Below are 24,374 nucleotides of genomic sequence, written 5' to 3'. Positions count from 1 at the left end.
GTTAGGTCCAGGGTGTGGACGATGGCTGAGGTCTTGACCAATACCGGTCGGGCCGCCAGCAACGCAGGGATGCAGAGGACCGAGCTATGGCTGTCGAGTGGGTTGTCGCTGCGGGTGTGTTTGTAGGGTTAAGCGTAGTGTTGTGGGGCTTCAGTGCCCGGATGACACGGCGTATAGAAGCGGCTGTTCCGATCAACGGGCGCTTTCTGGAGATCAATGGCGAGCGCTTTCATTATGTAGACGAGGGCAAGGGCCCGCCGTTGGTGATGATCCACGGGCTGATGGGCAGCAGTCGCAACCTGACGTATGCCTTGTCTGCGCAATTGAGTGAGCACTTTCGGGTGATCACCCTGGATCGTCCGGGTTCGGGCTATTCCACCCGGCGTGCCGGGACGGCCGCCGACCTGCCCGGCCAGGCCCGGCAAGTCGCCAGCTTTATCAAGACCCTGGACCTGGATAAACCGCTGGTGCTGGGGCATTCCCTTGGCGGGGCGATTTCCCTGGCCCTGGCGCTGGACCATCCCCACGCGGTGTCCGGATTGATCCTGGTGGCGCCGCTCACCCATCCCCAGCGCTTGCTGCCGCTGGTGTTTATGTCGTTGGCGATACGTCCGGGATGGCTGCGACGCTTCATGTCGCACACCCTGACCATGCCCATCGGCCTGCTGACCAAAGGCTCGGTGGTCAAAGGCGTGTTCGCCCCCGACCCCGCCCCGGAAGACTTCGCCACTCGCGGCGGTGGCTTGCTGGGCATGCGCCCCGACAACTTCTATGCCGCCTCCACCGAGATCAACCTGGTCAACGAGTTCCTGCCGGACATGGTCAAGCGCTACCCGCGACTGACGCTGCCCATCGGGCTGATCTATGGCGCGCAAGACAAGGTGTTGAACTTCCGCAAACACGGCCAGGCCCTGGCCAGCCTGGTGCCGGGCCTGAAGCTGCGGTTGGTGGAAGGGCGTGGGCATATGCTGCCGATCACCGCTACAGAGCGTGTGGCGGCAGTGGTCGAGCAGGTGGCCAAGCGTGTCCGGCCCCCGGAAAGCGCCACGGTGGTGCATCCGTCGTTTGCCGTGGTGAGTAAATAATTGTGCGGCTGAAGTCGCGGTTCGACCCCGTCAATGCTTGCCCTAGACACCTGACCAATCGGCTGAAAAAGAGACTGCCCGGTCACGTTCATAAGGGTTCAAGAATTTAGTTGACGACCTAACGATTCCGCGCTATTTATTTAAAAAAATATTTCAATGTCTAATTTGAAATAATTTTTGAAATGCCTAAGAGCGAATAAAATAATGAAAAAAACGCCTTTTATCGCATGGTTGAATTCTCGGAGCGGTCATCGCTCCGTGTACCTGTTCAGTGTTGATTTTTGCTCCCTGCCCACCCGCCTCGTACGGAGGTTGCCATGAATCAGACCCTGGCTGCCCCGAACGTCTGGACCGACGCCAAGCGCCACCTTTGGTGGCTCGGCATCATGCCCCTGGCAACCCCTTTGCTCTCAGGCGCCCTGGCCATCACCACCGGTGTGCAACAACTGTGGTGGGTTGGCGTTCTGGTGATCTTCGGCCTGATCCCATTGATCGACGGCCTGCTGGGTGAAGATGTCAGCAACCCGCCGGAATCCGCCGTCAGCAACCTCGAATCCCAAAGCTACTACCGCTGGATCGTCTACACCGGCGTGCTGTTTGTCATCGCCTCGGTGCTGGTCACCGGGTGGCTGGCGGCAGGCGGGATCGACTGGATCATCAGCGGCGGTCTGCTGCACGCCACCGCTGCGCTGGACCCGTCGAGCTGGCTGGCTAAAACTGCCGCATACATCACGGCCCGCACCCAACTGCACGGCGAAATCAGCTGGTTCACCTACCTGGGCATGGCGATGTCCACTGGCGCCGCCACCGGCATCGCCATCAACACCGCCCATGAGCTGGGGCACAAACCGCGCCTGCTGGAAGTCATCCTGGCCAAGATCACCCTGGCACCGACCTTCTACGGGCATTTCTATACCGAACACAACCGTGGCCACCACGTACGCGTTGCCACCCCGGAAGATCCGGCCAGTTCGCGGTTGGGGGAGAGCTTCTGGGCCTTCCTGCCGCGCTCGGTCTGGTTCAGCGCCCGCTCGGCATGGAACCTGGAACGTGAACGCCTGCGCAAACTCGGCCTGCCGGCCTGGCACTGGAAGAACGCCGTGCTCAGCGCCTGGATGTACAGCGTGGTGTTGTGGGGCGCGATGATCGCCTGGCTCGGTGCGGCAGTGATTCCGTTCCTGATCATCCAGGGCATCTACGGCTTCTCGCTGCTGGAAGTGGTTAACTACGTTGAACACTACGGCCTGAAGCGCCAGAAGTTGCCGAACGGGCGTTATGAACGCTGCTCGCCCCGGCATTCGTGGAACAGCAATCGGATTGTGACCAATATCTTTCTGTTCCAACTGCAGCGGCACTCCGACCATCACGCCAATCCAACCAGAAGTTATCAATCCCTGCGTCACTTTGATGAATCGCCGCAACTGCCATACGGCTATGCCAGCATGATTGTCTGGGCTTACGTGCCGTACTTGTGGCGACGACGCATGGACCACCGAGTCCTTAATCATTATGCCGGGGATATTACCCTGACCAATCTTCAACCTTCACAACGTTTGAAGTACATGGAGAAGTACAGCAACACCACCAAACCCTTCTAACGTAAAGCGGTCAGTCGTAGGACGTACTCGGGATCTGTGTATCGCGCAGGTTTTCATCGCCCAGGCTTTACCGGTTTCGAGTACGGCTTAGTTGCAAGAAAGTTGTTTGACCCGAACAAAAATAAAATTAAGGGAAGGACGTACACCATGCAAAATCCTGCCAAGTTCACCACGCACATTGTATTGGCCGCCCTGGGCCTGATCGTTTACCACCAGGCCCAGGCCGCCCGTATCGAACCCGCCGGCAGCGCGTTTACTGCTCAGGGCCCCATCAGCTTTTCCAAGGGCGCGCTGATCAGCGCGGACTGCACCATCAAGGTCGCCGGCAAGGTGGCGGCGGATGGCTCGTCTGTGAACGTCGATAAAGTCGAGTTCGACGGCGGCCTCAAGTGCAGCCGGGTGGAAGCGATCAACTTGCCGTGGGTATTGGTGGCGAAAGATACCAAGAGCGGCTCGATGTCGAAGATCGCCGTGGATGTGCACGCCTTTGGCTTGGGCGGAAAATGCGGGCCTTCTACCGCCGATGGCACGTGGGATAACGCCACGGGCAAGTTAGAGGCTGCCAATGTGCCTATCGGCGAAGACTGCACGATTAAAACGGTGTCGATCAAGATGCCGCCGACTTTCAAAGTTGTTGAGTAACAGTTAGGCGTTGTAGCGGTAATTGAATTGAAATTTGGCTGGAAAGGGAAGTTCTGCAGATTCACCGTGACCTCTCGATCATGGCCATTACCCCTGGCGAAACGACTCGCCATAACATGTGAGGAAAAACAATGAAAAGCTTGAAAACCCTCGTTTGTGCAACTTCTTTCGCAATGTGCTTCGGCGCAGCTTCCATGGCAAGTGCGGCCTCCATCTCACCGGATGGTCCGTTCTCGACCAGCGCCGGCACCATCGTCGTGAAGTCGCCTTCGTCCTTCGGTGCCGCCGTGACCTGCGGCATCACCTTTACCGGCAACGTTAGCGGTGGCGTGGCCTCGATCAATGGCGCATCCCTGACCGGTGGCGGTCTGTGTGGCCTGCCAACGCTGACCAACCTGCCTTGGGTACTGACAGCTGCAACGGGTACCACCGGTAGCGTCACCAACGTCGGCTACAAGATCACCTCGATCCCGGCCACCAACTGCGGCCCAACCACCATCGCTGTGACCTGGACGCCAGGCACCAAAACGCTGTCGGCAGCCAATCAGGCGCTGACCGGCAACTGCACCGTGGTTTCGCTGAGTGTTGTTGCCCCAACGCTGACCGTTAACCCGTAAGCGCGACTCCGTAAAGGGCTGATTACCCCGTTCAAAGACCGGTGCCTCGTGTGAGGCACCGGTTGGGGAAACCACCGGTGGAGCCGGTTGGATACTTTCACGCCCCGATGACCTGTGGTCTGAGTCCGTCGGGGAGAACAGGACCCACGTGTTGAGCGCAACCCGTCAAGCCATGAATGGCCACTGCACCCTGGTGTCGTTGAACGCCACGCTGACCGGTTCGCTCACCCGCAATCCCTGAATACCGATACACCGTTCCAGGACAGGCGTTCTTTGAAAGACGTTCTGTGGTTATACGACCCACCGGCAGGGGCCGGGTGTAAATAATAATAAGGAGTGCCGCATGAACAATAAGAAACAACACGCTCACACGTTACTGGGACTGGCCCTGTTGGGGGGCTTGATGACCGCGGGGCAAGTCCAGGCGGGTGGGTTCTCCACACCGACCTACGGCGCGCCTGGATGGGGTCGTGCGTTTGGTGGCGGTTCACTGTTCAAAAATGACCCCAGTGCCGCGTACAACAACCCGGCAGCCATGGCCTTTATCGATTCAACCATCGCGCAACAGACCGTTGACTACGCTCGGGTCAAGATCAAATACAGCGGCCAGGCCTATGACTACGCGGGCAACCCGGTGACCAATACGCCCGTACTGGATGACCTGGGCAATACAGGCGACCCGGCCCTTAACAATAATAATGGCGGGCAAGGCGGCTTCACTGCTTGGCTGCCAACCGGCTTTCTGGTGATTCCCATGGGCGACCGTTTCGCCTTTGGTCTCAGCCAAGTCGTACCGCAGGGTATGAAAACCACCTGGAACGAAGATTCAAAACTGCGGGATTTCGCGGTCGATACCAAAATCGAGACCATTGGTCTGACCGGCTCCCTGTCGTTCAAGGTGAATGATCAGTTCTCGGTCGGTGGTGGTGCCATCGTCCAGCGCAGTCAAGGGTTCGTCAGCCAGAACATTGATTTGCTGGCCGCTGCGGATGTTTCTCCTGGGCTGGGAGGCTCGGGTTTCCCCACGGGGCTGGGGCATTCCCTGATGCGTGTGAAAGTCGATAACATCTCTGTGGGCTGGTTTGGTGGCGTGGTTTGGAAGCCGACGCTGCAAGACACACTTGGCTTGAACTATCACGCCAAGATCAAAAACAAGATGACCGGCAAATACAATATCTACACCGATGCCATCGGCCGTAACGCGATGACCAATCCGATCGGTCCAAACGGCGAAACCCTGGTTGAAATCGCCTACCCGGGTCTCAAGCTGTTCCCGGACGGTGCCCACGCCAGTACCCAACTGGATATCCCGGCGACCGCGTCGATTGACTGGGTTCACCAGTTCAACGACCGCTGGACGTTGGGGGTGAGTGCCACCTGGACTGAATGGTCTTCCTTCCAGGACCTGACGCTCAAGTCCCAAGGCACCACCATTGTTGCCATTCCCTACAACTACAAAAACGCCTGGATGACCTCGATTGGCGGCGACTACAAAGCCACCGACGAACTCACCCTGCGCGCTGGTGTGGCTTACGACCAGACACCTACCCGCAACTCTACCCGGGACCCGCGCATTCCGGACGGTGACCGTTACTTCCTGGCCTTTGGTGCCGGTTATGACATCAAGGCGGTTCCTGGCCTGTCGGTGGATGCCGCGTACTCGCACCAATTCGTGCAGAAGGTCAACCTGAAGACCAAGAACGTTGATCGTCTCGGTGGGGCGCAGTTGGATGGCGAGGCTGAATCCTCAGGGGATGTGGTCAGCTTGTCGGCAACCTATAAGTTCTAAGATTGTCGAGGGCAGTCGTGGAGAAGGGCAGCCAGCGCATCTTGCTGCCCGGCTCCACGCTGTCGTCCGATTTCGATTCCTTGCGCTTAACCTGCAAGGCTGACTTTGTTCAGCCGCTATTTTTTCGTCCAAGCATTAAATAAAAATTTCAAAACAAAATTTGAATTTATCTTTTCAAGTTTGTAGTGTGGCTTTACGTCACAGGTCATTCCGATCTGCCCGGGCGTTTGCCGTACCCTGAATTGAGTAGAGGTATCCCCATGGTTATCTGGTTATTGGCGGGACTCGCAGCAGCGATTGCCCTGGCATATCGACAAGCCGCTGCCACCTTCTGGCTGGGTGCCGGCCTGGTCTGGCTGGTGGTCGGTTACCTGTTCAGCGTGGTGGCCGGTTTCGGCGCCAGCGTGGTGGCGTTGCTGGTGGTATTGCCCGCGTTGCTACTGACGATCAAACCCCTGCGCCGCGCGCTGTTGACCAGCAAGGCCCTGGGCCTTTTCCGCAGCATCATGCCGGCGATGTCCGACACCGAGCGCGCTGCTATCGAATCCGGCACCGTGTGGTGGGACGCCGAGCTGTTCAGCGGCAAACCGCGCTGGGAGCGCCTGCTGCAAGCCGCACCGGCGAGCCTCAGCGCTGAAGAACAGGCCTTCCTCGACAACGAAGTGGAGACCCTGTGCGACATGTCCAACGACTGGGAAACCACCCAGGTCTGGCAAGACATGTCCCCCGAAGGCTGGCAGTACACCAAGGATGCCGGCTTCCTCGGCATGATCATTCCCAAGCAATATGGCGGCAAAGGCTTCTCCCACTATGCGCATTCGCAAGTGGTAATGAAGCTCTCGACCCGTTGCTCGGCGGCGGCGATTTCGGTGATGGTGCCCAACTCCCTGGGCCCGGCAGAACTGCTGCTGCACTACGGCACCGACGCCCAGCGCAACTATTACCTGCCACGCCTGGCCCGTGGCGAAGACATCCCGTGTTTCGCCCTGACCAGCCCGTATGCCGGCTCTGACGCCGGGGCAATTCCAGACCTGGGCATCGTCTGCAAAGGCCTGCACGAAGGTGAGGAAGTGCTGGGTTTCCGCGTGACCTGGGACAAGCGCTACATCACCCTCGGCCCAATCGCCACCGTGCTCGGCCTGGCATTTCGTGCTGAAGATCCTGAGGGTTTGCTCGGCCAGCCCGGCTCCCTGGGCATCACCTGTGCGCTGATCCCGACTTCCCATCCGGGCGTGAACAGCGGCCGGCGTCACTGGCCACTCAACGCCGTGTTCCAGAACGGCCCAACCACCGGCAAGGATGTATTTATTCCGCTGGAATGGGTAATCGGTGGCCGCGAACAAGTCGGCAATGGCTGGCGCATGTTGATGGAATGCCTGGCGGCTGGCCGGGCGATTTCGCTGCCGTCGGCCAACGTCGGCCTGGGCAAGGTGGCCGTACGCGGCACCACCGCTTATGCGGCGATGCGCAAACAATTCGGCCTGCCCATCGGCAAGTTCGAAGGCGTGCAAGCGCCCCTGGCACGCATGGCCGGGCATCTGTATGCCTGCGACGCTGTGCGCAAGGTCTCGGTGGCGTCGCTGGATGCCGGTGAAAAGCCGTCGGTGATCTCGGCCATCGCCAAATACCACGTTACTGAGCGAGCGCGGATCATCGTCAACGACGGCATGGACATCGTGGCCGGCAAGGGCATCTGCATGGGGCCCAACAACTTTCTCGCCCGGGCTTACCAGCAAAGCCCCATCGCCATCACGGTGGAAGGCGCGAACATCATGACCCGCTGCCTGATCATCTACGGCCAGGGCCTGATTCGTTGCCATCCCTATGTGTTCCGCGAGATGGAAGCGGCGCGCAACACCGACCGGCGCAAGGCCCTGGTGGATTTCGACAGCGCGATGTTCGGGCATCTGAGCTTTGTGCTGGCCAATACCGTACGTGCAGCGGTGCATTCGCTGACGGGCGGGCGGTTGATTTCCGTGCCTGGCAAAACCGATCCCGCGCTGGCGTCCTACTACCGCCAGGCCAATCGGTTGTCGGTGGTACTGGCGTTGATCTCGGACATTTCCATGGGCGTGCTGGGCGGTGCCCTCAAGCGCAAGGAAAGTATCACTGGGCGGCTGGGAGACATTCTGTCCCAGCTGTACATCCTGTCCTGCGTGCTCAAGCGCTTTGAAGATGATGGCCGGCCCCAGGCAGATCTGCCGCTGGTGCATTGGGCGGCCCAGGACGCGTTGCTGCGGGCCCATGAAGCCCTGGCTGAAGTGCTCGACAACTATCCGTCGAAAGCCGCAGCGGCGGTGGTGCGTGGCTTGACCTTCCCGTTTGGCATTCCCCTGCGCAAACCGTCGGATCGCCTGCTGGCGCAAGTGGCGGAGCTGGTGCAAGTGCCGGGGGAAACCCGCGACCGCTTGCTGGGCAATTCCTACATTCCGCGTCCGGAAATCGACAAGCTCGCGTATGGCGAACTGGGCTTCCGTCTGTTGCCACAAGTGGAACTGATCGAGGCGCGGCTCAAGGGTGCGATCAAGCAAGGCCTGATCGAACCGATGCCGATTTCCGGTGTGGCGTTTACGCCGTGGCGAGTCAAGGCACGGGCACTGGACCTGATCAGCGACGACGAAGACAGCTTGCTGGCGCGTTATGTGGAATACGGCGATCACGCGATCCAGGTGGACGACTTCCCGCAAGACTTCGGCTTGCTGGAAGCCTTGCAACAGCGCCAACAGGCACTGGAACAGGCCGCCAAACCGACCGCCAAACGCCGCGCCAACCAAAGCGAAAACGCGCCGGTCAACTGACCCACTGTAGGAGCGAGCTTGCTCGCGAAGGTCGTTAACGATAACGCGGGAAACCTGACACCCAACGGCGCTCTCCGGTTTTTCGCGAGCAAGCTCGCTCCTACAGAGAATTACGACAGGATCCTTTTATGAGTGACAGCTACCTCTCGTTCGTCAATTCGCCTTGGGGCCGCTGGCTGGCCCGAACCGCGGGCCTGCCGCAACCCCTGGCGCTGCAACGTCATCGCAGCGGCCAACAAGGCCTGGCCAACCCGGTGATCGTCGCCGGGGCAGGGCGCCTGGCTGCTGAAATCCAGCGCATCTTCAGCGCCACCGACACGGTGCCCGCCACTGCCGCGACGCTCAAGGCGCCCTCTACGGTCAAAGTCCAGGGCGCGGTGTTCGACGCCAGCGACATCGCCGACCTCAAGCAACTGGACGAGCTCTACGCATTCTTCCACGCCAATGCCAAGCGCCTGGGCCAACACGCCCGGGTGGTGGTGCTCGGCACCGCGCCGGAGTTGTGCAAGGACTTGCCCCAGGCCATCGCCCAACGCGCCCTCGAAGGCCTGGTGCGCTCACTGGCCAAGGAGCTGCGCCGGGCGATCACCGTGCAGTTGATCTACGTCGCCCCGGGTGCCGAAGGTGCGCTTGAAAGCAGCCTGCGGTTCTTCCTGTCGCGGCGCTCGGCCTATGTCTCGGGGCAGGTGGTGCGCCTTGAGAAACCAGTCGACACCCAAGCCGACATCAACTGGGACAAACCTCTCAGCGGCCGCCGTGCCCTGGTCACCGGCGCGTCCCGTGGCATTGGCCTGGCAATCGCCCAGGTGCTGGCTCGTGACGGGGCGCAGGTGGTCTGCGTGGATGTGCCCCAAGCCCGGGAATCCCTGCAACAGGCGGCCAGCAGTGTCGGTGGCAGCGCACTGGCGCTGGACATCACCGCCACCGACGCCGCGCAGCAACTGCAAGCCCATATCAGCCAACACGGCGCATTCGACGTGGTGGTGCACAACGCCGGGATCACCCGCGACAAGACCATCGCCAAGATGACCGAATCCGCGTGGCGCAGCGTACTGGCGGTGAACCTGGAAGCACCTTTGCACCTGAGCACGGCGCTGCTGGAAAGCCAGGGCCTGAAGCCGGGTGGGCGGATCGTGTGTGTCTCGTCGATTTCCGGCATTGCGGGCAACCTCGGGCAAAGCAACTACGCCACGTCCAAGGCCGGTGTGATTGGCCTGGTGCAAGGCCTGGCACCGCAAGCAGCGGCGCAGCAAGTGACCGTGAATGCGGTGGCTCCCGGTTTTATCGAAACCCAGATGACCGCGAAGATCCCGCTGATGATTCGCGAAGCGGGGCGGCGGATGAATTCGATGTCTCAGGGCGGGCAACCCATCGACGTGGCGGAAACCATCGCCTGGCTGGCGCATCCGGCTTCCGGCGGGGTCAATGGCCAGGTGGTGCGGGTCTGCGGCCAAAGCCTGTTGGGAGCCTGACCTATGGACTATGTGACACAAATTATCGACCCGCCGCCATCACGCTCGCGGCTGTTGCTGGACGGGGTATTGGCCCTGCGCAAACCCAAGGTGGAAGGTACGCCGACGTTACCGAAAGACCGCCTGGTACGGTCGGCCGTTGAGCTGTCTGCCCAGGGGATTGCGGCCTACGGCCGGGCCTGTGGTTTCCGCCGTGAGCAAGGCGTGCCGCTGTCCTATCCCCATGTGCTGGCGTTCCCGCTGCACCTGATGCTGCTGACCCGGCCGAGCTTCCCGTACCCGGCCAGCGGCATGGTGCATTTGGCCAATCGCATCCGTCAGCATCAACGCCTGGACGCGGGCCAGGCCCTGCGGCTGGAGGTGTATTGCGAGCGCTGGGTCGCCCATCCCAAGGGCCAGGCCCTTAGCATCGCCACCCGCGCCTACAGTGCGGGCACCCTGGTGTGGGAGAGCGACAGCCTGTACCTGCGCCGTGACGTAAAAGCCCCGGTCGGCGAACCGTGGGACGATGTGCTGTCGTTGCAGGAGGAAGGTTTGCTACGCACCCAACGCTGGGTGCTGCCGGCCGACCTCGGGCGGCGTTTCGCCAAGGTCTCGGGGGATTTCAATCCGATTCATACCTCGGTGATCGGCGCCAAACTCTTCGGCTTTCGCCGGGCCATCGCCCACGGCATGTGGACCCTTGGCCGCGCACTGGCCGCCCAGCAACCGCCGGGTGGGTTGGAGCAGGCCGAAGCCCACTGCGACTTCAAGTTGCCGATCTTCCTGCCCGGCCAGGTCGCCTTGTGGAACGTCCCGCCAACCGGCGCGCGTCGTGAGTTTGAAGTGCGCAATTTCGCCGGTGACAAACCCCATATGCGTGGGCTGTTTATCTGGAATGAGAACCCTCGATGAGTGACTACAGCTTCAACCCGGCCCCGACCCGCCGCGTGGCGATTATCGGCGGCAACCGTATTCCGTTCGCTCGTTCCAATACCGTGTATGCCCATGACAGCAACCAGGATTTGCTGGTCGCTGCCCTGCAAGGCCTGGTGGATCGCTACAACCTTCACGGCCTGCGCCTGGGCGAGTTTGCCGCCGGTGCGGTGATCAAGCATTCCCGGGATTTCAACCTGGCCCGGGAAAGCCTGCTGTCCACCACGCTGTCTCCGGAAACCCCGGCGTACGACCTGCAACAAGCCTGTGGCACCGGCCTGGAGGCCGCGTTGCTGGTGGCGAACAAGATCGCCCTTGGGCAGATCGAAGTGGGCATTGCCGGTGGTTCCGACACGACGTCCGATGCGCCCATCGGCATCAACGAATCCCTGCGTCGGACCTTGCTTTCAGCCAACCGCGCCAAGGGTACCGGCGCCAAGTTGAAGGCACTGATGAGCGTGCGCCCGTCGATGTTCTTCAAGCCGCTGTTGCCACGCAATGGCGAGCCGCGCACTGGCCTGTCCATGGGTGAACACTGCGAAGAAATGGCCAAGCGTTGGCAGATCAAGCGCCTGGCCCAGGACGAACTGACGCTCACCAGCCACCAGCGGCTGGACGCGGCGTACAAGCAGGGTTTCTTCGATGATTTGATCAGCCCGTATCGCGGCCTGGCCCGGGACAACAACCTGCGGGCCGACACCAGCCTGGAGAAACTCGCCGGCCTGTCCCCGGCCTACGATCGCCAGAACGGCACACTCACCGCCGGTAACTCCACGCCCCTGACCGATGGCGCCTCAGTGGTGTTGCTGGCCAGCGAGGAATGGGCCGCCGAACGCGGCTTGCCGGTTTTGGCCTATTTGAGAACCGGCGAAACCGCAGCGGTGAATTTCGTCGACGGCACCGAAGGCCTGCTGATGGCCCCGGCCTATGCCGTGCCACGCATGCTCAAGCGCGAAGGCCTGACGTTTGCCGACTTCGACCTGTTCGAGATCCATGAAGCCTTCGCCGCCCAGGTGCTGTGCACCCTCAAGGCCTGGGAAGACCCGGATTACTGCCGCGACCGCCTGGGCCTCGACGCGCCGCTGGGCAGCATCGACCGCGCCAAAATGAACGTCAACGGCGGCTCCCTCGGCTGCGGTCACCCATTCGCTGCCACTGGTGGCCGGCAGCTCGCGGCATTGGCCAAGGCCATTCACCAGCGGGGCGGCGGGCGTGGCTTGATTTCGATCTGCGCGGCGGGCGGGCTGGGCATTACCGCTATTGTCGAAAAGTAGTTCCCACCATAAAAACAACAAGGAGACTGCCATGAACGCTGTAAGCCTGGAACAGACCGAACGCCTCTGGTTGAACGCTTACCTGCCCGGCGTACCGGCAGACATTGATGCAGGCATCGAGGAATACCCGTCGTTGCGCGAGGTGTTCCTGGAGCACCTGCACAAATTTCGCGAGCGCGTGGCCTACGTCAGCATCGGCACCGAGATGACCTACGGCGACTGGGAGGTACAGGGCATCGCCTTTGCCGCGTGGCTGCAAGCCCAGGGCGTGAAGAAGGGCGATCGGGTGGCGCTGATGATGCCCAACTGCTTGCAATACCCGATCTGCCTGCTGGGCACGATCCTCGCGGGCGCCGTGGTGGTCAACGTCAACCCGCTCTACACCGCCCGAGAGCTGCAGCATTTGCTCAAGGACAGCGGAGCGGAGACCCTTGTGATCTTCGAAAACTTCGCCCACACCTTAGAGAAAGTGGTCGCGGCAAGTACCGTCAAGCGTGTGGTGATTGCCGCCATCGGCGATCTGCTCGGCACCTTCAAGGGCGCGGCGATGAACTTCATCCTGCGCAGCGTGCAGAAGCAGGTTCCGCGCTTCAACCTGCCGGGGGCGGTGCGCTTCAACCAGGTGCTGAAGCAGGGACGCGGGCAGACCCATCTCGCGGTGCCGATGAATCGCGAAGACCTGGCCTTCCTGCAATACACCGGCGGCACCACCGGCGATGCCAAGGGCGTGATGCTCAGCCATCGCAATATTATCGCCAACCTGTTGCAGGCCAAGGCGTGGGTCGGTGATCAACTCGACCAGAACCAGCAGGAAACCAACGTCACGCTGCTGCCGCTCTACCACATCTTTTCCCTGACGGTGAACTGCCTGATGTTCATGTGCCTGGGCGGGCGCAACATCCTGATCGCCAACCCGCGGGACGTGAAACGGGTGCAGATGATCCTGCGCAAGGAACGTTTCAACGGGATTGCCGGGGTGAACACGCTGTTCAATGGCCTGCTGGAAAACAAGGAGTTCTGCGCCCGGGACTTTTCCGATTTGCGCATGGTGATTGCCGGCGGCATGGCCACCCACACCGCCGTGGCCAAGCGCTGGAAGGAAGTCACCGGCTTGCCGATCATCGAAGGCTACGGCCTCACCGAGTGCTCGCCGGTAGTGAGCATCAGCCCCATCGACATCTCACGCATGCGCGAGATGGAATTCACCGGCAGCATCGGCGTGCCGTTGCCGTCGACTTGGGTGCGGTTTGTTCGTGAGGACGGTGAACTGGCGGAGCTGGGCGAGCAGGGCGAACTGCAAGTACGCGGGCCGCAGGTGATGCAGGGTTACTGGAAGCGCCCGGCGGAAACGGCCGAGGTGCTGGATGCCGAAGGGTGGTTGTCCACCGGCGACATCGGGGTGATGAATGAGCAGGGCTTCATCCGCCTGGTGGACCGCAAGAAAGACATGATCCTGGTGTCCGGGTTTAACGTGTACCCCAACGAGATCGAAGACGTGGTGGCGCTGCATCCCGGCGTGGCGGAAGTCGCGGCGATCGGGGTTGAGGATGGCGTGACCGGCGAACGGGTGAAAATCATCGTGGTGCGCAAGGACCAAAGCTTGACCCAGGAGCAGATTCTGGCGCATTGCCGGGAATACCTGACGGGGTACAAGGTGCCGCGGTTTGTGGAGTTTCGTACGCAAGAATTGCCCAAGACGACGGTGGGCAAGGTGCTGCGCCGGGCACTGCGCTAAATGTAGGAGCTGGCTTGCCAGCGATGACGGTGTGTCAGCCTGTACATCTGGCACTGATCCACCGCCATCGCAGGCAAGCCAGCTCCTACATGATCGCCGTCAGTCGTCGAATCCCACCTGCTCATGTATCTCATCGACCTTCAATTCCAGCCGATACGCCACGGCAATAAACAATGCCTGGCACAGGCACAGCGTCGCGCTCAGTGACCTGAACGCAAACGACGAGCCTTCATTCACCAGCAACACCGTGCTCGCCCGCTTGGCCAGGGGCGACAGGTTGCTGTCGGTGATAATCAGCGTCTTGGCCTGATGGTGCTGGGCAATCCGCAGGCAGTGCTGGGTTTCCTTGCCATAGGGCGTAAAGCTGATGGCAATCACCAAGTCATTCGCCCGCACGCTGCGCATCTGCTCGCGGTAGCTGCCGCCCAACCCCGACACCAAATGAATCCGCTTGTTGGTGTGCTGCAGGTTGTACACCAGGTAATCCGCCACGGCGAACGAGCGGCGCACGCCCACCACGTAGATATTGTCGGCATTCACCACCAGGTCCACGGCCTTGTCGAAGGCCACGTCATCCAGTTCCAGCCCCAGGCGTTCGATCCCCGACAGCGTGGCATTCACGCACTCACGCGCCAGGTCGCCGCCGCTGGCTTTCTGTGACTTGTTGGCGATCATGCTGCGGATGCGCTGCTGGTAGTTCTGCACCGGCGTGGTCTTGTGGGTGTAGGCCTCGCGGAACAACGCCTGCATCTCACTGAAGCCACTGAACCCGAAACGCTGGGAAAACCGCACGATGGCCGATGGGTGCACTTCGCATTCCCGGGCAATGTCGCTGATGCGGTCGACCATGATCCGGTCGCTCTGCTGGCTCATGTAGCTGGCGATGCGCTTGAGCTGGCGCGGCAGGCTCTCGTACTCATCGGTGATCAGCTGCAACAACCGCTCGGCGTTCAGCGGCGGGCTGGCGAGTGCGTCTTCCGGGGCGCTCTGGGACATAGGGAATCCTTCTGGCTTGTTCTTATAGGGCGCGTTGAGTCGCCCCAGACAATAAGTCGATGTGCGCAAGTCTACAGGGTAGGCGCAAAAAAATACCTCGGCATCCCGGCCCTCGGTGCAGCTGAAACGATGCACCGTGGCTGGAACACGCCAATGGTGGCTTATTGGAAAATATATTCCACAAAAAATATTTATAGAATAAATATTGATTGGCGTCGCCAGACGTTCTAGTCTGCTTGCACCAAGAGCGTATGCCGCCACCACGACGGCACACGCAGGCTGATAAAAATAACAGGAGCCAGCATGGGCCAGACTCGTTTTGCCAGTGGGCGTCAATTGGATCTGATTTGCCTGGGACGCCTGGGCGTCGACCTTTACGCACAACAAGTGGGTGCACGGCTGGAGGATGTCTCAAGCTTCGCCAAGTACCTCGGCGGTTCCTCCGCCAACATCGCGTTCGGCACCGCGCGGCTGGGGCTCAAGTCGGCGATGTTGAGCCGGGTAGGGGACGACCATATGGGGCGTTTTCTGCTGGAGTCCCTGGCCCGTGAAGGTTGCGATGTCAGCGGCATCAAGGTCGACCCGGAACGCCTCACCGCCCTGGTGCTGCTGGGTCTCAAGGACCGCGAAACCTTCCCCCTGGTGTTCTATCGCGAGAACTGCGCCGACATGGCCCTGCGCGCCGAAGACATCAGCGAAGCGTTCATCGCTTCCAGCAAGGCGCTGCTGATCACCGGCACTCACTTCTCCACCGACGGCGTGTACAAGGCCAGCGTCCAGGCCCTGGACTACGCCGAGAAACACAACGTCAAACGCGTGCTCGACATCGACTACCGCCCGGTACTCTGGGGCCTGGCCGGTAAGGCCGACGGTGAAACCCGTTTTGTCGCCGACCAGAATGTCAGCCAGCATGTGCAGAAAATCCTCCCGCGTTTTGACCTGATCGTCGGCACCGAAGAAGAATTCCTGATTGCCGGTGGCAGTGAAGATTTGCTCACTGCACTGCGCACGGTGCGTGGCCTGACTTCCGCAACCCTGGTGGTCAAGCTTGGCCCGCAGGGCTGCACGGTGATCCACGGCGACATCCCGGCCCGCCTCGAAGATGGCGCGATCTACCCTGGCGTACGGGTGGAAGTGCTCAACGTCCTGGGCGCCGGTGATGCCTTTATGTCCGGCTTCCTCAGTGGCTGGCTTGAAGACGCCAGCGACGAGCGCTGCTCCCAGCTGGCCAATGCCTGCGGCGGTCTGGTGGTGTCGCGCCATGCCTGCGCACCGGCGATGCCGACCCGCGCCGAACTCGATTACCTGTTCAACAGCCCGGTGCCGATTACCCGTCCGGACCAGGACGCGGTGCTGCAACGCCTGCACCGGGTCAGCGTGCCGCGCAAAGCCTGGAAGCAGCTGTTTGTGTTTGCCTTCGATCATCGCTGGCAGTTGGTGGAACTGGCCCAAAAAGGCGGCCAGGACCCGGCGCGCATCAGCGCCCTCAAGCAACTGTTTATCCAGGCCGTGGAACGGGTTGAAAGCAAACTGGCGGAGCAGGGCATCGGGGCTGACGTCGGGATTCTGGCCGATCAACGCTTCGGCCAGGACGCGCTGAACGCCGCCAGCGGTCGCGGCTGGTGGATCGCCCGTCCCGTTGAAGTCCAGAACTCACGACCGCTGGCCTTTGAACACGGCCGCTCGGTGGGCAGCAACCTGATTGCCTGGCCCCAAGAGCAAATCATCAAGTGCCTGGTGCAATTCCACCCCGACGACGAGCCGCTGCTGCGCCTGGAACAGGAAGCTCAACTCAAGGCCCTGTATCAAGCGTCCCTGGTCAGCGGGCATGAGTTGCTGCTGGAAATCGTGCCGCCCAAGGATCATCCGTCCACCTATCCCGACGTGCTCTACCGCAGCCTCAAGCGCCTGTACAACCTGGGTATCTACCCGGCGTGGTGGAAGATCGAGGCGCAGTCGGCCGCAGACTGGAAAAAGCTCGACGAACTGATCCAGGAACGCGATCCCTACTGCCGGGGCGTGGTACTGCTGGGCCTGAACGCTTCCGCCGAATGCCTGGCCGATGGCTTCCAGCAAGCCAGCCAGAGCCAGACCTGCCGCGGTTTCGCCGTGGGTCGCACGATCTTCCAGGAGCCAAGCCGTGCCTGGCTGGCGGGGGAGATTGACGATGAGGGGTTGATTCAACAAGCCCAGGGCATATTTGAACAGCTGATTAATGCCTGGCGCAGCGCCCGCGGTTAATTGATTCCACTGTGGGAGCGAGCTTGCTCGCGAAGGTCGTTAACGATGACGCTGGCATTCTGGATGAACGCGGCGTCCTCAGGTTTTTCGCGAGCAAGCTCGCTCCTACAGAAAGCCCGATTTCACGTTATCTGAAAAACAATAATAGGTGCAGCCATGCCCGCTATCCGAATTGGCATCAACCCGATCTCCTGGAGCAACGACGACCTGCCGGCCCTGGGCGGCGAAACGCCGTTGAGCACAGCCCTCAGCGAAGGCAAGGACATCGGCTACGAAGGTTTCGAACTCAACGGCAAATTCCCCAAGGACGCCAAAGGCGTTGGCGATGTCTTGCGCCCGTATGACCTCGCGCTGGTCTCCGGCTGGTACTCCAGCCGCCTGGCTCGGCGCTCGGTGGCGGAAGAAATCGAGGCCATCGCCAGCCACGTCGAACTGCTGCGCGAAAACGGCGCCAACGTGTTGGTGTACGGCGAAGTCGCCGATTCGATCCAGGGTTCGCCGGTACGCCTGATGGAGCGCCCGCGTTTCCACAGCGAACAGGCCTGGCAGGAGTACGCCGACAAACTCACCGAACTGGCGCGCTTCACCCTGTCCCAGGGCGTGCGCCTGGCGTACCACCACCATATGGGCGCCTACGTCGAATCCCCGGAAGACATCGACCAACTGATGCGCCGCACCGGCCCGGAAGTCGGCCTGCTGTTCGACTCGGGCCATTGCTACATGGGCGGTGGCGAACCCATCGAGGTGCTGCGCAAACACATCGACCGCATCTGCCACGTGCACTTCAAGGACGTGCGCAAGCCGGTGGTGCAACTGGCGCGCAACCAGATGTGGAGCTTCCCGGACTGCATCGTCAACGGCACCTTCACCGTGCCCGGTGACGGTGATATCGACTTCGCCGCATTGCTGGACGTGCTGCTCGCCGCCAATTACAAGGGCTGGCTGGTGGTGGAGGCGGAACAGGATCCCGCCGTGGCGCCGAGCTACATCTATGCGAAGAAGGGCTACGACACGCTGCGCGCGCTTCTCAATGAGAGGATTGGACAATGAGCCTGTTGGTCAAAAGCAGCAAACGCGGGCAAACCATGGTCGCCCTGGAAGAAGGGCGCCTGGAATATGTGGGCTTCGCCGCCTACCGTCTGAGCCTGGGCGAAACTTTGCCCGTGACGGCCGGTGATAAAGAGCTGTGCCTGGTACTGCTCAGCGGCCGGGTGAATATCCAGGGCGAAGGCTTCAACTGGGAAAACCTCGGTGATCGCCACTCGGTCTTCGAAGATAAATCTCCCTTCGCCGCCTACCTGCCACCGGGCACCGACGCCCAGGTCACCGCGTTGAGCGACGTGCAGATCGCCGTCTGCGCCGCTCCCGGCTCAACCGATGCAGGCCTGGCACCCCGTCTGATTCGCCCCGAACAATGCAAGCGCAGCGTACGCGGCAAGGGCGCCAACACCCGCTATGTGTGCGACATCCTGCCCGACAGCGAGCCCGCTCATTCGCTGCTGGTAGTGGAAGTGCGCACGCCCTCCGGTCACTCGTCGAGCTACCCGCCCCACAAGCACGACACCGACGACTTGCCGCACCAGAGCTTTCTCGAAGAAACCTATTACCACCAGATCAACCCGCCCCAGGGCTTTGTGTTCCAGCGGGTCTACACCGACGACCGCAGCATCGACCAGGCCATGGCCGTGGAAAACAGCGATCTGGTGGTGGTGCCCAAGGGGTATCACCCGGTCAGCGTGCCGTATGGCTACGAGTCTTACTACCTGAACGTGATGGCCGGCCCCAAGCGCGCCTGGCACTTCCATAACGACCCGCAGCACAGCTGGCTGCTGGATCTTTAAGCACTTTCGACGGAGAACAAGAACAATGAGCAACGCCCCGGTAATCGGCCATTACATCAACGGCCAGGTGCAGGACAGCGCCAGCGAGCGCTTCAGCAATGTGTTCAACCCGGCCACCGGTGAAGTCCAGGCCCGCGTCGGGTTGGCCAGCCAGAAGACTGTCGATGAAGCCGTCGCGTCGGCGCTGAAAGCCTTCCCGGCGTGGTCCGAGCAATCGTCCCTGCGCCGTTCGCGGGTGCTGTTCAAGTTCAAGGAATTGCTCGACCAGCACCATGACGAACTGGCGGAAATCATCAGCCGCGAACACGGCAAGGTGTTCTCCGACGCCAAGGGCGAAGTCACCCGTGGTATCGAGATCGTCGAGTACGCCTGTGGCGCGCCTAATCTTTTGAAAACCGATTTCAGCGACAACATTGGCGGCGGCATCGACAACTGGAACCTGCGCCAGCCGTTGGGCGTTTGCGCCGGCATCACGCCGTTCAACTTCCCGGTGATGGTGCCGCTGTGGATGATCCCGATCGCGCTGGCCACCGGTAACTGCTTCATCCTCAAGCCGTCCGAGCGCGACCCGTCCGCCAGTTTGCTGATGGCCCGACTGTTGACCGAAGCCGGGCTGCCCGACGGTGTGTTCAACGTGGTGCAGGGCGACAAGAGCGCGGTTGACGGCCTGTTGCAGCACCCGGACATCGAGGCGATTTCGTTTGTTGGCTCCACGCCGATTGCCGAGTACATCCACCAGCAGGCCACTCAGCGCGGCAAGCGTGTGCAGGCGTTGGGCGGCGCGAAGAACCATATGATCGTGATGCCGGACGCCGACCTGGATCAGGCGGCTGACGCCTTGATCGGCGCGGCTTACGGCTCGGCCGGCGAGCGCTGCATGGCAATCTCGATTGCCGTGGTGGTGGGTGATGTCGGTGACCAGTTGATCGAAAAACTGCTGCCGCGTATCGATCAGTTGAAGGTCGGCAACGGCATGCAGAAAGACAGTGAAATGGGGCCGCTGGTTACCGCCGAGCACAAGGCCAAGGTCGAAGGTTTTATCGACCAGGGCGTGGCCCAGGGCGCGAAGCTGATCGTCGATGGCCGCGGCTTCAAGGTACCGGGCGCGGAGGGCGGCTTCTTCGTCGGCGCGACCTTGTTCGATAACGTCACCACCGAGATGAGCATCTACCAGCAAGAGATCTTCGGGCCGGTGCTGGGCATTGTGCGGGTGGCGGATTTTGCCAGCGCCGTGGCCTTGATCAACGCCCATGAGTTCGGCAACGGCGTGTCGTGTTTCACCAGCGACGGCGGCATCGCCCGCGCCTTTGCCCGCACCATCAAGGTTGGCATGGTCGGCATCAACGTGCCGATTCCGGTGCCGATGGCCTGGCATTCCTTTGGTGGCTGGAAGCGCTCGCTGTTCGGCGACCACCATGCCTACGGTGAAGAAGGCATTCGTTTTTACAGCCGCTACAAAAGCGTGATGCAACGCTGGCCCGACAGCATCGCCAAGGGCCCTGAATTCAGCATGCCAACCGCCAAGTAAATTTTTTCGAGTGTGGAGCACAACAATAATGAAGTCGCCTCTACGTTTTGCCCTGAACCGCATGGTCGCCCCCAGCCTTTCCCTGTCGGACTTTATCCAGCTGGCGGTGACCCTGAAATGCGACGCCATCGAGATCCGTAACGACCTCAAGGGCATCGAGATTGAAGACGGCACCCCCGCCAGCCGCGTGCGCGAGCTGTGCGCGGTACACGGCATCACCGTGCTGTCGATCAACGCGCTGTACCCGTTCGATGTGTGGAATGACGAGCGCCGCGCCCAGGCGATCAAGCTGGCCGCCTATGCCCGCGAATGCGGTGCGCAGGCGTTGGTGATGTGCCCGTTGAACGACCGTGCCGACCCGCGCAACGAAGCCCAGCGTGCAGCCGGTTTGCGCACTGCATTGAGCGAACTGGCGCCGATCCTGCGGGAATACGGGATTCTCGGTTTTGTCGAACCTCTGGGGTTCGAAGAATGCTCCCTGCGCCGCAAGCGCGTGGCAGTGGATGCGATCAAGGCCATCGGCGGGCTGGATGTGTTCCGCGTGGTGCACGACACCTTCCACCACCACCTGGCCAGCGAACATGAGTTCTTTCCCGAACTGACCGGGCTGGTGCACATCTCCGGTGTGGAAGATGCCGACGCACCGCTGAATTCGATTCGCGACGGTCACCGTGTGCTGGTGGGCGAGGGCGATATCCTGGGCAATGCCGCGCAGATCGACACTCTGCTCAGCACCGGCTACAGCGGTTACCTGTCGTTCGAACCGTTCGCCGAAAGCGTGCACGGCCTGGCAGATATCAAGCAGGCGTTGGGGGCGAGTATCGCCCACCTGCAGAAACGATAAGGGGCACTCCATGACCACAACCCGATTGACCATGGCCCAGGCCCTGGTGAAGTTTCTGGATAACCAGTACATCGAAGTCGACGGTGTGCAGAGCAAGTTTGTCGCCGGTATCTTCACGATTTTCGGTCACGGTAATGTGCTGGGCCTGGGCCAGGCCCTGGAGCAGGACAGCGGCGACCTGGTGGTGCATCAGGGCCGCAACGAGCAAGGCATGGCCCACGCGGCGATTGGTTTTGCCAAGCAGCACCTGCGCCGCAAGATCTACGCGTGCAGCTCTTCGGTAGGGCCGGGCGCGGCGAATATGTTGACCGCTGCGGCGACCGCGACGGCCAACCGGATTCCGCTGCTGCTGTTGCCCGGTGATGTCTACGCCAGTCGCCAGCCCGATCCGGTACTGCAACAGATCGAGCAGTTCCACGACTTGAGCATCAGCACCAACGACGCGTTTCGTGCGGTCAGCAAATACTGGGACCGCATCAACCGCCCGGAACAGCTGATGACGGCGGCGATTCACGCCATGCGCGTGCTCACCGACCCGGCGGAAACCGGCGCCGTGACCCTGGCGTTGCCGCAGGACGTGCAGGGTGAAGCCTGGGATTACCCGGATTACTTCCTGCAAAAACGCGTGCACCGTATCGACCGTCGCCCGGCGACCGAAGCGATGCTGGGGGATGCCGTGGCGGCGTTCAAGGGCAAGCGCAAGCCGCTGATCGTGTGTGGCGGCGGGGTCAAATACTCCGGCGCGAATGTCGCGCTGCAAGCCTTTGCCGAGCGCTTCGACATTCCTTTCGCGGAAACCCAGGCGGGCAAGAGTGCGGTGGTTTCAAGCCATCCGCTGAACCTCGGCGGCCTCGGTGAAACCGGCTGCCTGGCGGCGAACCTGCTGGCACCGGAGGCCGACCTGATCATTGGTATCGGCACGCGCTATACCGATTTCACCACCTCGTCGAAGTCACTGTTCAAGCATCCCGAGGTGCAGTTTCTCAACCTCAATATCAGCCCGTGCGACGCACTGAAACTCGATGGCGTGCAGTTGCTGGCGGATGCCAAGGTTGGCCTGGAAGCACTGGCTGAAGCCTTGGGCGACTACCGTTCCAGCTGGGGCGATCAACCACGGGATGCCAAGGCGCAATTGGACGTCGAGGTCGATCGCATCTACCAGGCCGAATACCAGACTGAAAACTTCGTCCCGGAAATCAATGACCACATGGACCCGGCGGTGCTGCGTGAATTCATCGAGCTGACCGGTTCCTGCCTGACCCAAAGCCGCGTACTCGGTGTGCTCAACGAAACCCTGGCCGACGACGCGATCATCGTCGCCGCCGCCGGTAGCTTGCCCGGTGACTTGCAGCGCAGCTGGCGTAGCAAGGGCGTGAACACTTACCACGTCGAATATGGCTATTCGTGCATGGGTTACGAGGTCAACGCCGCGTTAGGCGTCAAGCTGGCCGAGCCGGAGCGCGAGGTGTACGCACTGGTGGGCGACGGCTCCTACATGATGCTGCACTCGGAGCTGGCCACCTCGATCCAGGAGCGGCGCAAGATCAACGTGGTGCTGCTGGACAACATGACCTTCGGCTGCATCAACAACCTGCAGATGGAACACGGCATGGACAGCTTCGGCACCGAGTTCCGCTTCCGCAATCCCGAGACCGGCAAGCTCGACGGCGGTTTTGTGCCGGTGGACTTCGCCATGAGCGCGGCGGCCTATGGCTGCAAGACCTACAAGGTCAACACCGTGGAGCAGCTGCAGGCGGCGCTGGCCGATGCGCGCACGCAAACGGTGTCGACGCTGATTGATATCAAGGTCCTGCCGAAAACCATGATCCACAAATACCTGTCGTGGTGGCGAGTCGGTGTGGCGCAGGTGTCCACCAGCGAGCGCACCGACGCGGTGGCCAAACAACTCAATGAACGCTTGGCCAAGGCCCGGCAGTACTAATAACAAGAGGAGTGTTTGCATGTCTTTGAAGTTGGGTGTTATCGGTACTGGCGCCATTGGCCAGGATCACATTCGTCGTTGCAGCCAGACCTTGCTCAACAGCCAGGTAGTGGCCGTGACCGACATCAACCTTGAGCAGGCTGCCAAGGTCGTCTCCGACCTGAAACTCACCGCCGAGGTGTATCCGGACGGCCACGCGCTGATCAACTCGCCGCAAGTCGAGGCAGTGCTGGTGACCTCCTGGGGCCCGAGCCACGAAGAATTTGTGTTGGCGGCGATTGCCGCCGGCAAACCGGTGTTCTGCGAGAAGCCGCTGGCGGTGACTGCCGAAGGCTGCCGCAAGATCGTCGAGGCCGAAGTGGCCCACGGCAAGCGCCTGGTGCAGGTGGGTTTCATGCGCCCGTACGACCAGGGCTATCGCGCCTTGAAAGCCGTGATCGACAGCGGCCAGATCGGCGAGCCGTTGATGCTGCACTGCGCTCACCGCAACCCGACGGTGGGTGAGAACTACAAGACCGACATGGCGATCACCGACACCTTGATCCACGAGCTGGATGTGTTGCGCTGGTTGCTGGCCGATGACTATGTGTCGGTGCAAGTGGTGTTCCCGCGTAAATCGAGCAAGGCATTGGCCCATCTGCGTGACCCGCAGATCGTGCTGCTGGAAACCGCGAAGGGCACGCGCATCGATGTGGAAGTGTTTGTGAACTGCCAGTACGGCTACGACATTCAGTGCGAAGTGGTGGGGGAGACCGGTATTGCGAAATTGCCGGAGCCGTCCCAGGTGCAGATGCGCAGCGGGGCCAAGCTGTCCAACGCGATCCTGATGGATTGGAAAGACCGGTTTATCGCGGCGTATGACGTTGAGTTGCAGGCGTTTATCGACGGCGTAAGGGCAGGGCAAGTGGGTGGGCCGTCGGCGTGGGATGGTTTTGCGGCGGCGGTGGCGGCGGATGCGTGCATTGAGGCGCAGAACAGTGGGCAGATTGTGAAAGTGGGGCTGCCAGAGCGTCCGCATTTCTACGGCTAACCACAACCCTCACTGATGGAACGCAGT

The 24,374-nt window shown here is 61.3% G+C and carries 18 protein-coding genes and 1 pseudogene; 18 read left to right on the top strand and 1 reads right to left on the bottom strand.

The window, feature by feature from the left end:
- The first annotated feature begins 86 nt into the window (after window positions 1–86).
- The 11 genes and pseudogenes from SNL23_RS02745 (at window position 87) to SNL23_RS02695 (ending at window position 13,925) form a co-directional block, all read left to right on the top strand.
- Window positions 87–1,085, top strand: a complete 999-nt coding sequence (locus SNL23_RS02745) for an alpha/beta fold hydrolase (protein ID WP_318301539.1) — start codon at window positions 87–89, stop codon at window positions 1,083–1,085.
- Window positions 1,086–1,402: 317 nt separating this feature from the next.
- Window positions 1,403–2,683 (top strand): alkane 1-monooxygenase, encoded by a 1,281-nt coding sequence (locus SNL23_RS02740; protein ID WP_167663862.1) that lies wholly within the window; start codon window positions 1,403–1,405, stop codon window positions 2,681–2,683.
- Window positions 2,684–2,830: 147 nt separating this feature from the next.
- Window positions 2,831–3,325 (top strand): alkane oxidation protein activator PraA, encoded by a 495-nt coding sequence (gene praA, locus SNL23_RS02735; RefSeq protein WP_017479886.1) that lies wholly within the window; start codon window positions 2,831–2,833, stop codon window positions 3,323–3,325.
- Window positions 3,326–3,456: 131 nt separating this feature from the next.
- Window positions 3,457–3,942 (top strand): alkane oxidation protein activator PraB, encoded by a 486-nt coding sequence (praB, locus tag SNL23_RS02730; protein ID WP_076016241.1) that lies wholly within the window; start codon window positions 3,457–3,459, stop codon window positions 3,940–3,942.
- A 343-nt stretch (window positions 3,943–4,285) separates the two neighbouring features.
- Window positions 4,286–5,731 carry an outer membrane protein transport protein gene (locus SNL23_RS02725; protein ID WP_076016240.1) on the top strand — a complete coding sequence of 482 codons (1,446 nt, stop codon included), beginning with the start codon at window positions 4,286–4,288 and terminating at the stop codon, window positions 5,729–5,731.
- 260 nt (window positions 5,732–5,991) lie between these two features.
- A complete protein-coding gene (locus SNL23_RS02720; RefSeq protein WP_318301538.1) occupies window positions 5,992–8,529 on the top strand; it encodes an acyl-CoA dehydrogenase in 2,538 nt (845 codons plus the stop codon).
- A gap of 18 nt (window positions 8,530–8,547) precedes the next feature.
- Window positions 8,548–8,634: pseudogene (locus SNL23_RS02715) on the top strand (outer membrane lipoprotein carrier protein LolA); the annotation flags it as partial.
- Window positions 8,635–8,657: 23 nt separating this feature from the next.
- On the top strand, window positions 8,658–10,001 hold the full coding sequence (locus tag SNL23_RS02710; protein ID WP_318301537.1) for a 3-oxoacyl-ACP reductase: 1,344 nt from the start codon (window positions 8,658–8,660) through the stop codon (window positions 9,999–10,001).
- Between the two features lie 3 nt (window positions 10,002–10,004).
- Window positions 10,005–10,895 carry a MaoC/PaaZ C-terminal domain-containing protein gene (locus SNL23_RS02705; protein WP_318301536.1) on the top strand — a complete coding sequence of 297 codons (891 nt, stop codon included), beginning with the start codon at window positions 10,005–10,007 and terminating at the stop codon, window positions 10,893–10,895.
- The gene (locus SNL23_RS02700; protein WP_167663858.1) at window positions 10,892–12,190 is read left to right on the top strand and encodes an acetyl-CoA C-acetyltransferase; all 1,299 of its coding nucleotides are present in this window, start codon (window positions 10,892–10,894) and stop codon (window positions 12,188–12,190) included. The genes SNL23_RS02705 and SNL23_RS02700 overlap by 4 nt, the downstream gene beginning before the upstream one ends.
- Window positions 12,191–12,221: 31 nt before the next feature.
- Complete coding sequence (locus SNL23_RS02695; RefSeq protein WP_318301535.1) at window positions 12,222–13,925, top strand: AMP-binding protein; 1,704 nt, start codon at window positions 12,222–12,224, stop codon at window positions 13,923–13,925.
- 99 nt (window positions 13,926–14,024) lie between these two features.
- Here the strand turns inward: SNL23_RS02695 and SNL23_RS02690 are convergent, their stop codons facing one another.
- On the bottom strand, window positions 14,025–14,921 hold the full coding sequence (locus tag SNL23_RS02690) for a MurR/RpiR family transcriptional regulator (protein WP_076016234.1): 897 nt from the start codon (window positions 14,919–14,921) through the stop codon (window positions 14,025–14,027).
- A gap of 303 nt (window positions 14,922–15,224) precedes the next feature.
- On the opposite strand from SNL23_RS02690, the gene SNL23_RS02685 reads away from it, so the two are divergent.
- The 7 genes from SNL23_RS02685 (at window position 15,225) to SNL23_RS02655 (ending at window position 24,347) form a co-directional block, all read left to right on the top strand.
- Entirely contained in the window at window positions 15,225–17,162 is a 1,938-nt protein-coding gene (locus SNL23_RS02685; protein ID WP_318301534.1) for a bifunctional 5-dehydro-2-deoxygluconokinase/5-dehydro-2-deoxyphosphogluconate aldolase, read from the top strand.
- A gap of 156 nt (window positions 17,163–17,318) precedes the next feature.
- Entirely contained in the window at window positions 17,319–18,212 is an 894-nt protein-coding gene (iolE, locus tag SNL23_RS02680) for a myo-inosose-2 dehydratase (protein WP_318301533.1), read from the top strand.
- Complete coding sequence (gene iolB / locus SNL23_RS02675; RefSeq protein ID WP_167663854.1) at window positions 18,209–19,003, top strand: 5-deoxy-glucuronate isomerase; 795 nt, start codon at window positions 18,209–18,211, stop codon at window positions 19,001–19,003. Before iolE ends, iolB begins: the two co-directional genes overlap by 4 nt.
- 25 nt (window positions 19,004–19,028) lie before the next feature.
- Window positions 19,029–20,531 carry a CoA-acylating methylmalonate-semialdehyde dehydrogenase gene (locus SNL23_RS02670; protein ID WP_318301532.1) on the top strand — a complete coding sequence of 501 codons (1,503 nt, stop codon included), beginning with the start codon at window positions 19,029–19,031 and terminating at the stop codon, window positions 20,529–20,531.
- A gap of 28 nt (window positions 20,532–20,559) precedes the next feature.
- The gene (locus tag SNL23_RS02665) at window positions 20,560–21,375 is read left to right on the top strand and encodes a TIM barrel protein (RefSeq protein WP_318301531.1); all 816 of its coding nucleotides are present in this window, start codon (window positions 20,560–20,562) and stop codon (window positions 21,373–21,375) included.
- A gap of 10 nt (window positions 21,376–21,385) precedes the next feature.
- Window positions 21,386–23,317, top strand: coding sequence for a 3D-(3,5/4)-trihydroxycyclohexane-1,2-dione acylhydrolase (decyclizing) (gene iolD / locus SNL23_RS02660; protein WP_318301530.1), 1,932 nt, complete (start codon window positions 21,386–21,388; stop codon window positions 23,315–23,317).
- A 19-nt stretch (window positions 23,318–23,336) separates the two neighbouring features.
- A complete protein-coding gene (locus SNL23_RS02655) occupies window positions 23,337–24,347 on the top strand; it encodes a Gfo/Idh/MocA family protein (RefSeq protein ID WP_167663850.1) in 1,011 nt (336 codons plus the stop codon).
- Window positions 24,348–24,374: the final 27 nt, after the last annotated feature.

Source organism: Pseudomonas sp. SED1 (genome assembly GCF_034044025.1).
Taxonomy (GTDB): Bacteria; Pseudomonadota; Gammaproteobacteria; order Pseudomonadales; family Pseudomonadaceae; genus Aquipseudomonas.
Note: the sequence above shows the minus strand (reverse complement) of the source record. Positions and strands in the feature narration are given on the sequence as shown.

What these genes read in the sequence shown, in the direction of transcription:
- SNL23_RS02665 (WP_318301531.1), top strand. Translation starts at nt 20,560, where the DNA reads ATGAAGTCGCCTCTACGTTTTGCCCTGAACCGCATGGTCGCCCCCAGC.
- SNL23_RS02700 (WP_167663858.1), top strand. Translation starts at nt 10,892, where the DNA reads ATGAGTGACTACAGCTTCAACCCGGCCCCGACCCGCCGCGTGGCGATT.
- praA (WP_017479886.1), top strand. Translation starts at nt 2,831, where the DNA reads ATGCAAAATCCTGCCAAGTTCACCACGCACATTGTATTGGCCGCCCTG.
- SNL23_RS02690 (WP_076016234.1), bottom strand. Translation starts at nt 14,921, where the DNA reads ATGTCCCAGAGCGCCCCGGAAGACGCACTCGCCAGCCCGCCGCTGAAC.
- SNL23_RS02670 (WP_318301532.1), top strand. Translation starts at nt 19,029, where the DNA reads ATGAGCAACGCCCCGGTAATCGGCCATTACATCAACGGCCAGGTGCAG.
- iolD (WP_318301530.1), top strand. Translation starts at nt 21,386, where the DNA reads ATGACCACAACCCGATTGACCATGGCCCAGGCCCTGGTGAAGTTTCTG.
- SNL23_RS02695 (WP_318301535.1), top strand. Translation starts at nt 12,222, where the DNA reads ATGAACGCTGTAAGCCTGGAACAGACCGAACGCCTCTGGTTGAACGCT.
- SNL23_RS02720 (WP_318301538.1), top strand. Translation starts at nt 5,992, where the DNA reads ATGGTTATCTGGTTATTGGCGGGACTCGCAGCAGCGATTGCCCTGGCA.
- SNL23_RS02655 (WP_167663850.1), top strand. Translation starts at nt 23,337, where the DNA reads ATGTCTTTGAAGTTGGGTGTTATCGGTACTGGCGCCATTGGCCAGGAT.
- SNL23_RS02710 (WP_318301537.1), top strand. Translation starts at nt 8,658, where the DNA reads ATGAGTGACAGCTACCTCTCGTTCGTCAATTCGCCTTGGGGCCGCTGG.
- praB (WP_076016241.1), top strand. Translation starts at nt 3,457, where the DNA reads ATGAAAAGCTTGAAAACCCTCGTTTGTGCAACTTCTTTCGCAATGTGC.
- SNL23_RS02705 (WP_318301536.1), top strand. Translation starts at nt 10,005, where the DNA reads ATGGACTATGTGACACAAATTATCGACCCGCCGCCATCACGCTCGCGG.
- SNL23_RS02725 (WP_076016240.1), top strand. Translation starts at nt 4,286, where the DNA reads ATGAACAATAAGAAACAACACGCTCACACGTTACTGGGACTGGCCCTG.
- iolE (WP_318301533.1), top strand. Translation starts at nt 17,319, where the DNA reads ATGCCCGCTATCCGAATTGGCATCAACCCGATCTCCTGGAGCAACGAC.
- SNL23_RS02685 (WP_318301534.1), top strand. Translation starts at nt 15,225, where the DNA reads ATGGGCCAGACTCGTTTTGCCAGTGGGCGTCAATTGGATCTGATTTGC.
- iolB (WP_167663854.1), top strand. Translation starts at nt 18,209, where the DNA reads ATGAGCCTGTTGGTCAAAAGCAGCAAACGCGGGCAAACCATGGTCGCC.
- SNL23_RS02740 (WP_167663862.1), top strand. Translation starts at nt 1,403, where the DNA reads ATGAATCAGACCCTGGCTGCCCCGAACGTCTGGACCGACGCCAAGCGC.
- SNL23_RS02745 (WP_318301539.1), top strand. Translation starts at nt 87, where the DNA reads ATGGCTGTCGAGTGGGTTGTCGCTGCGGGTGTGTTTGTAGGGTTAAGC.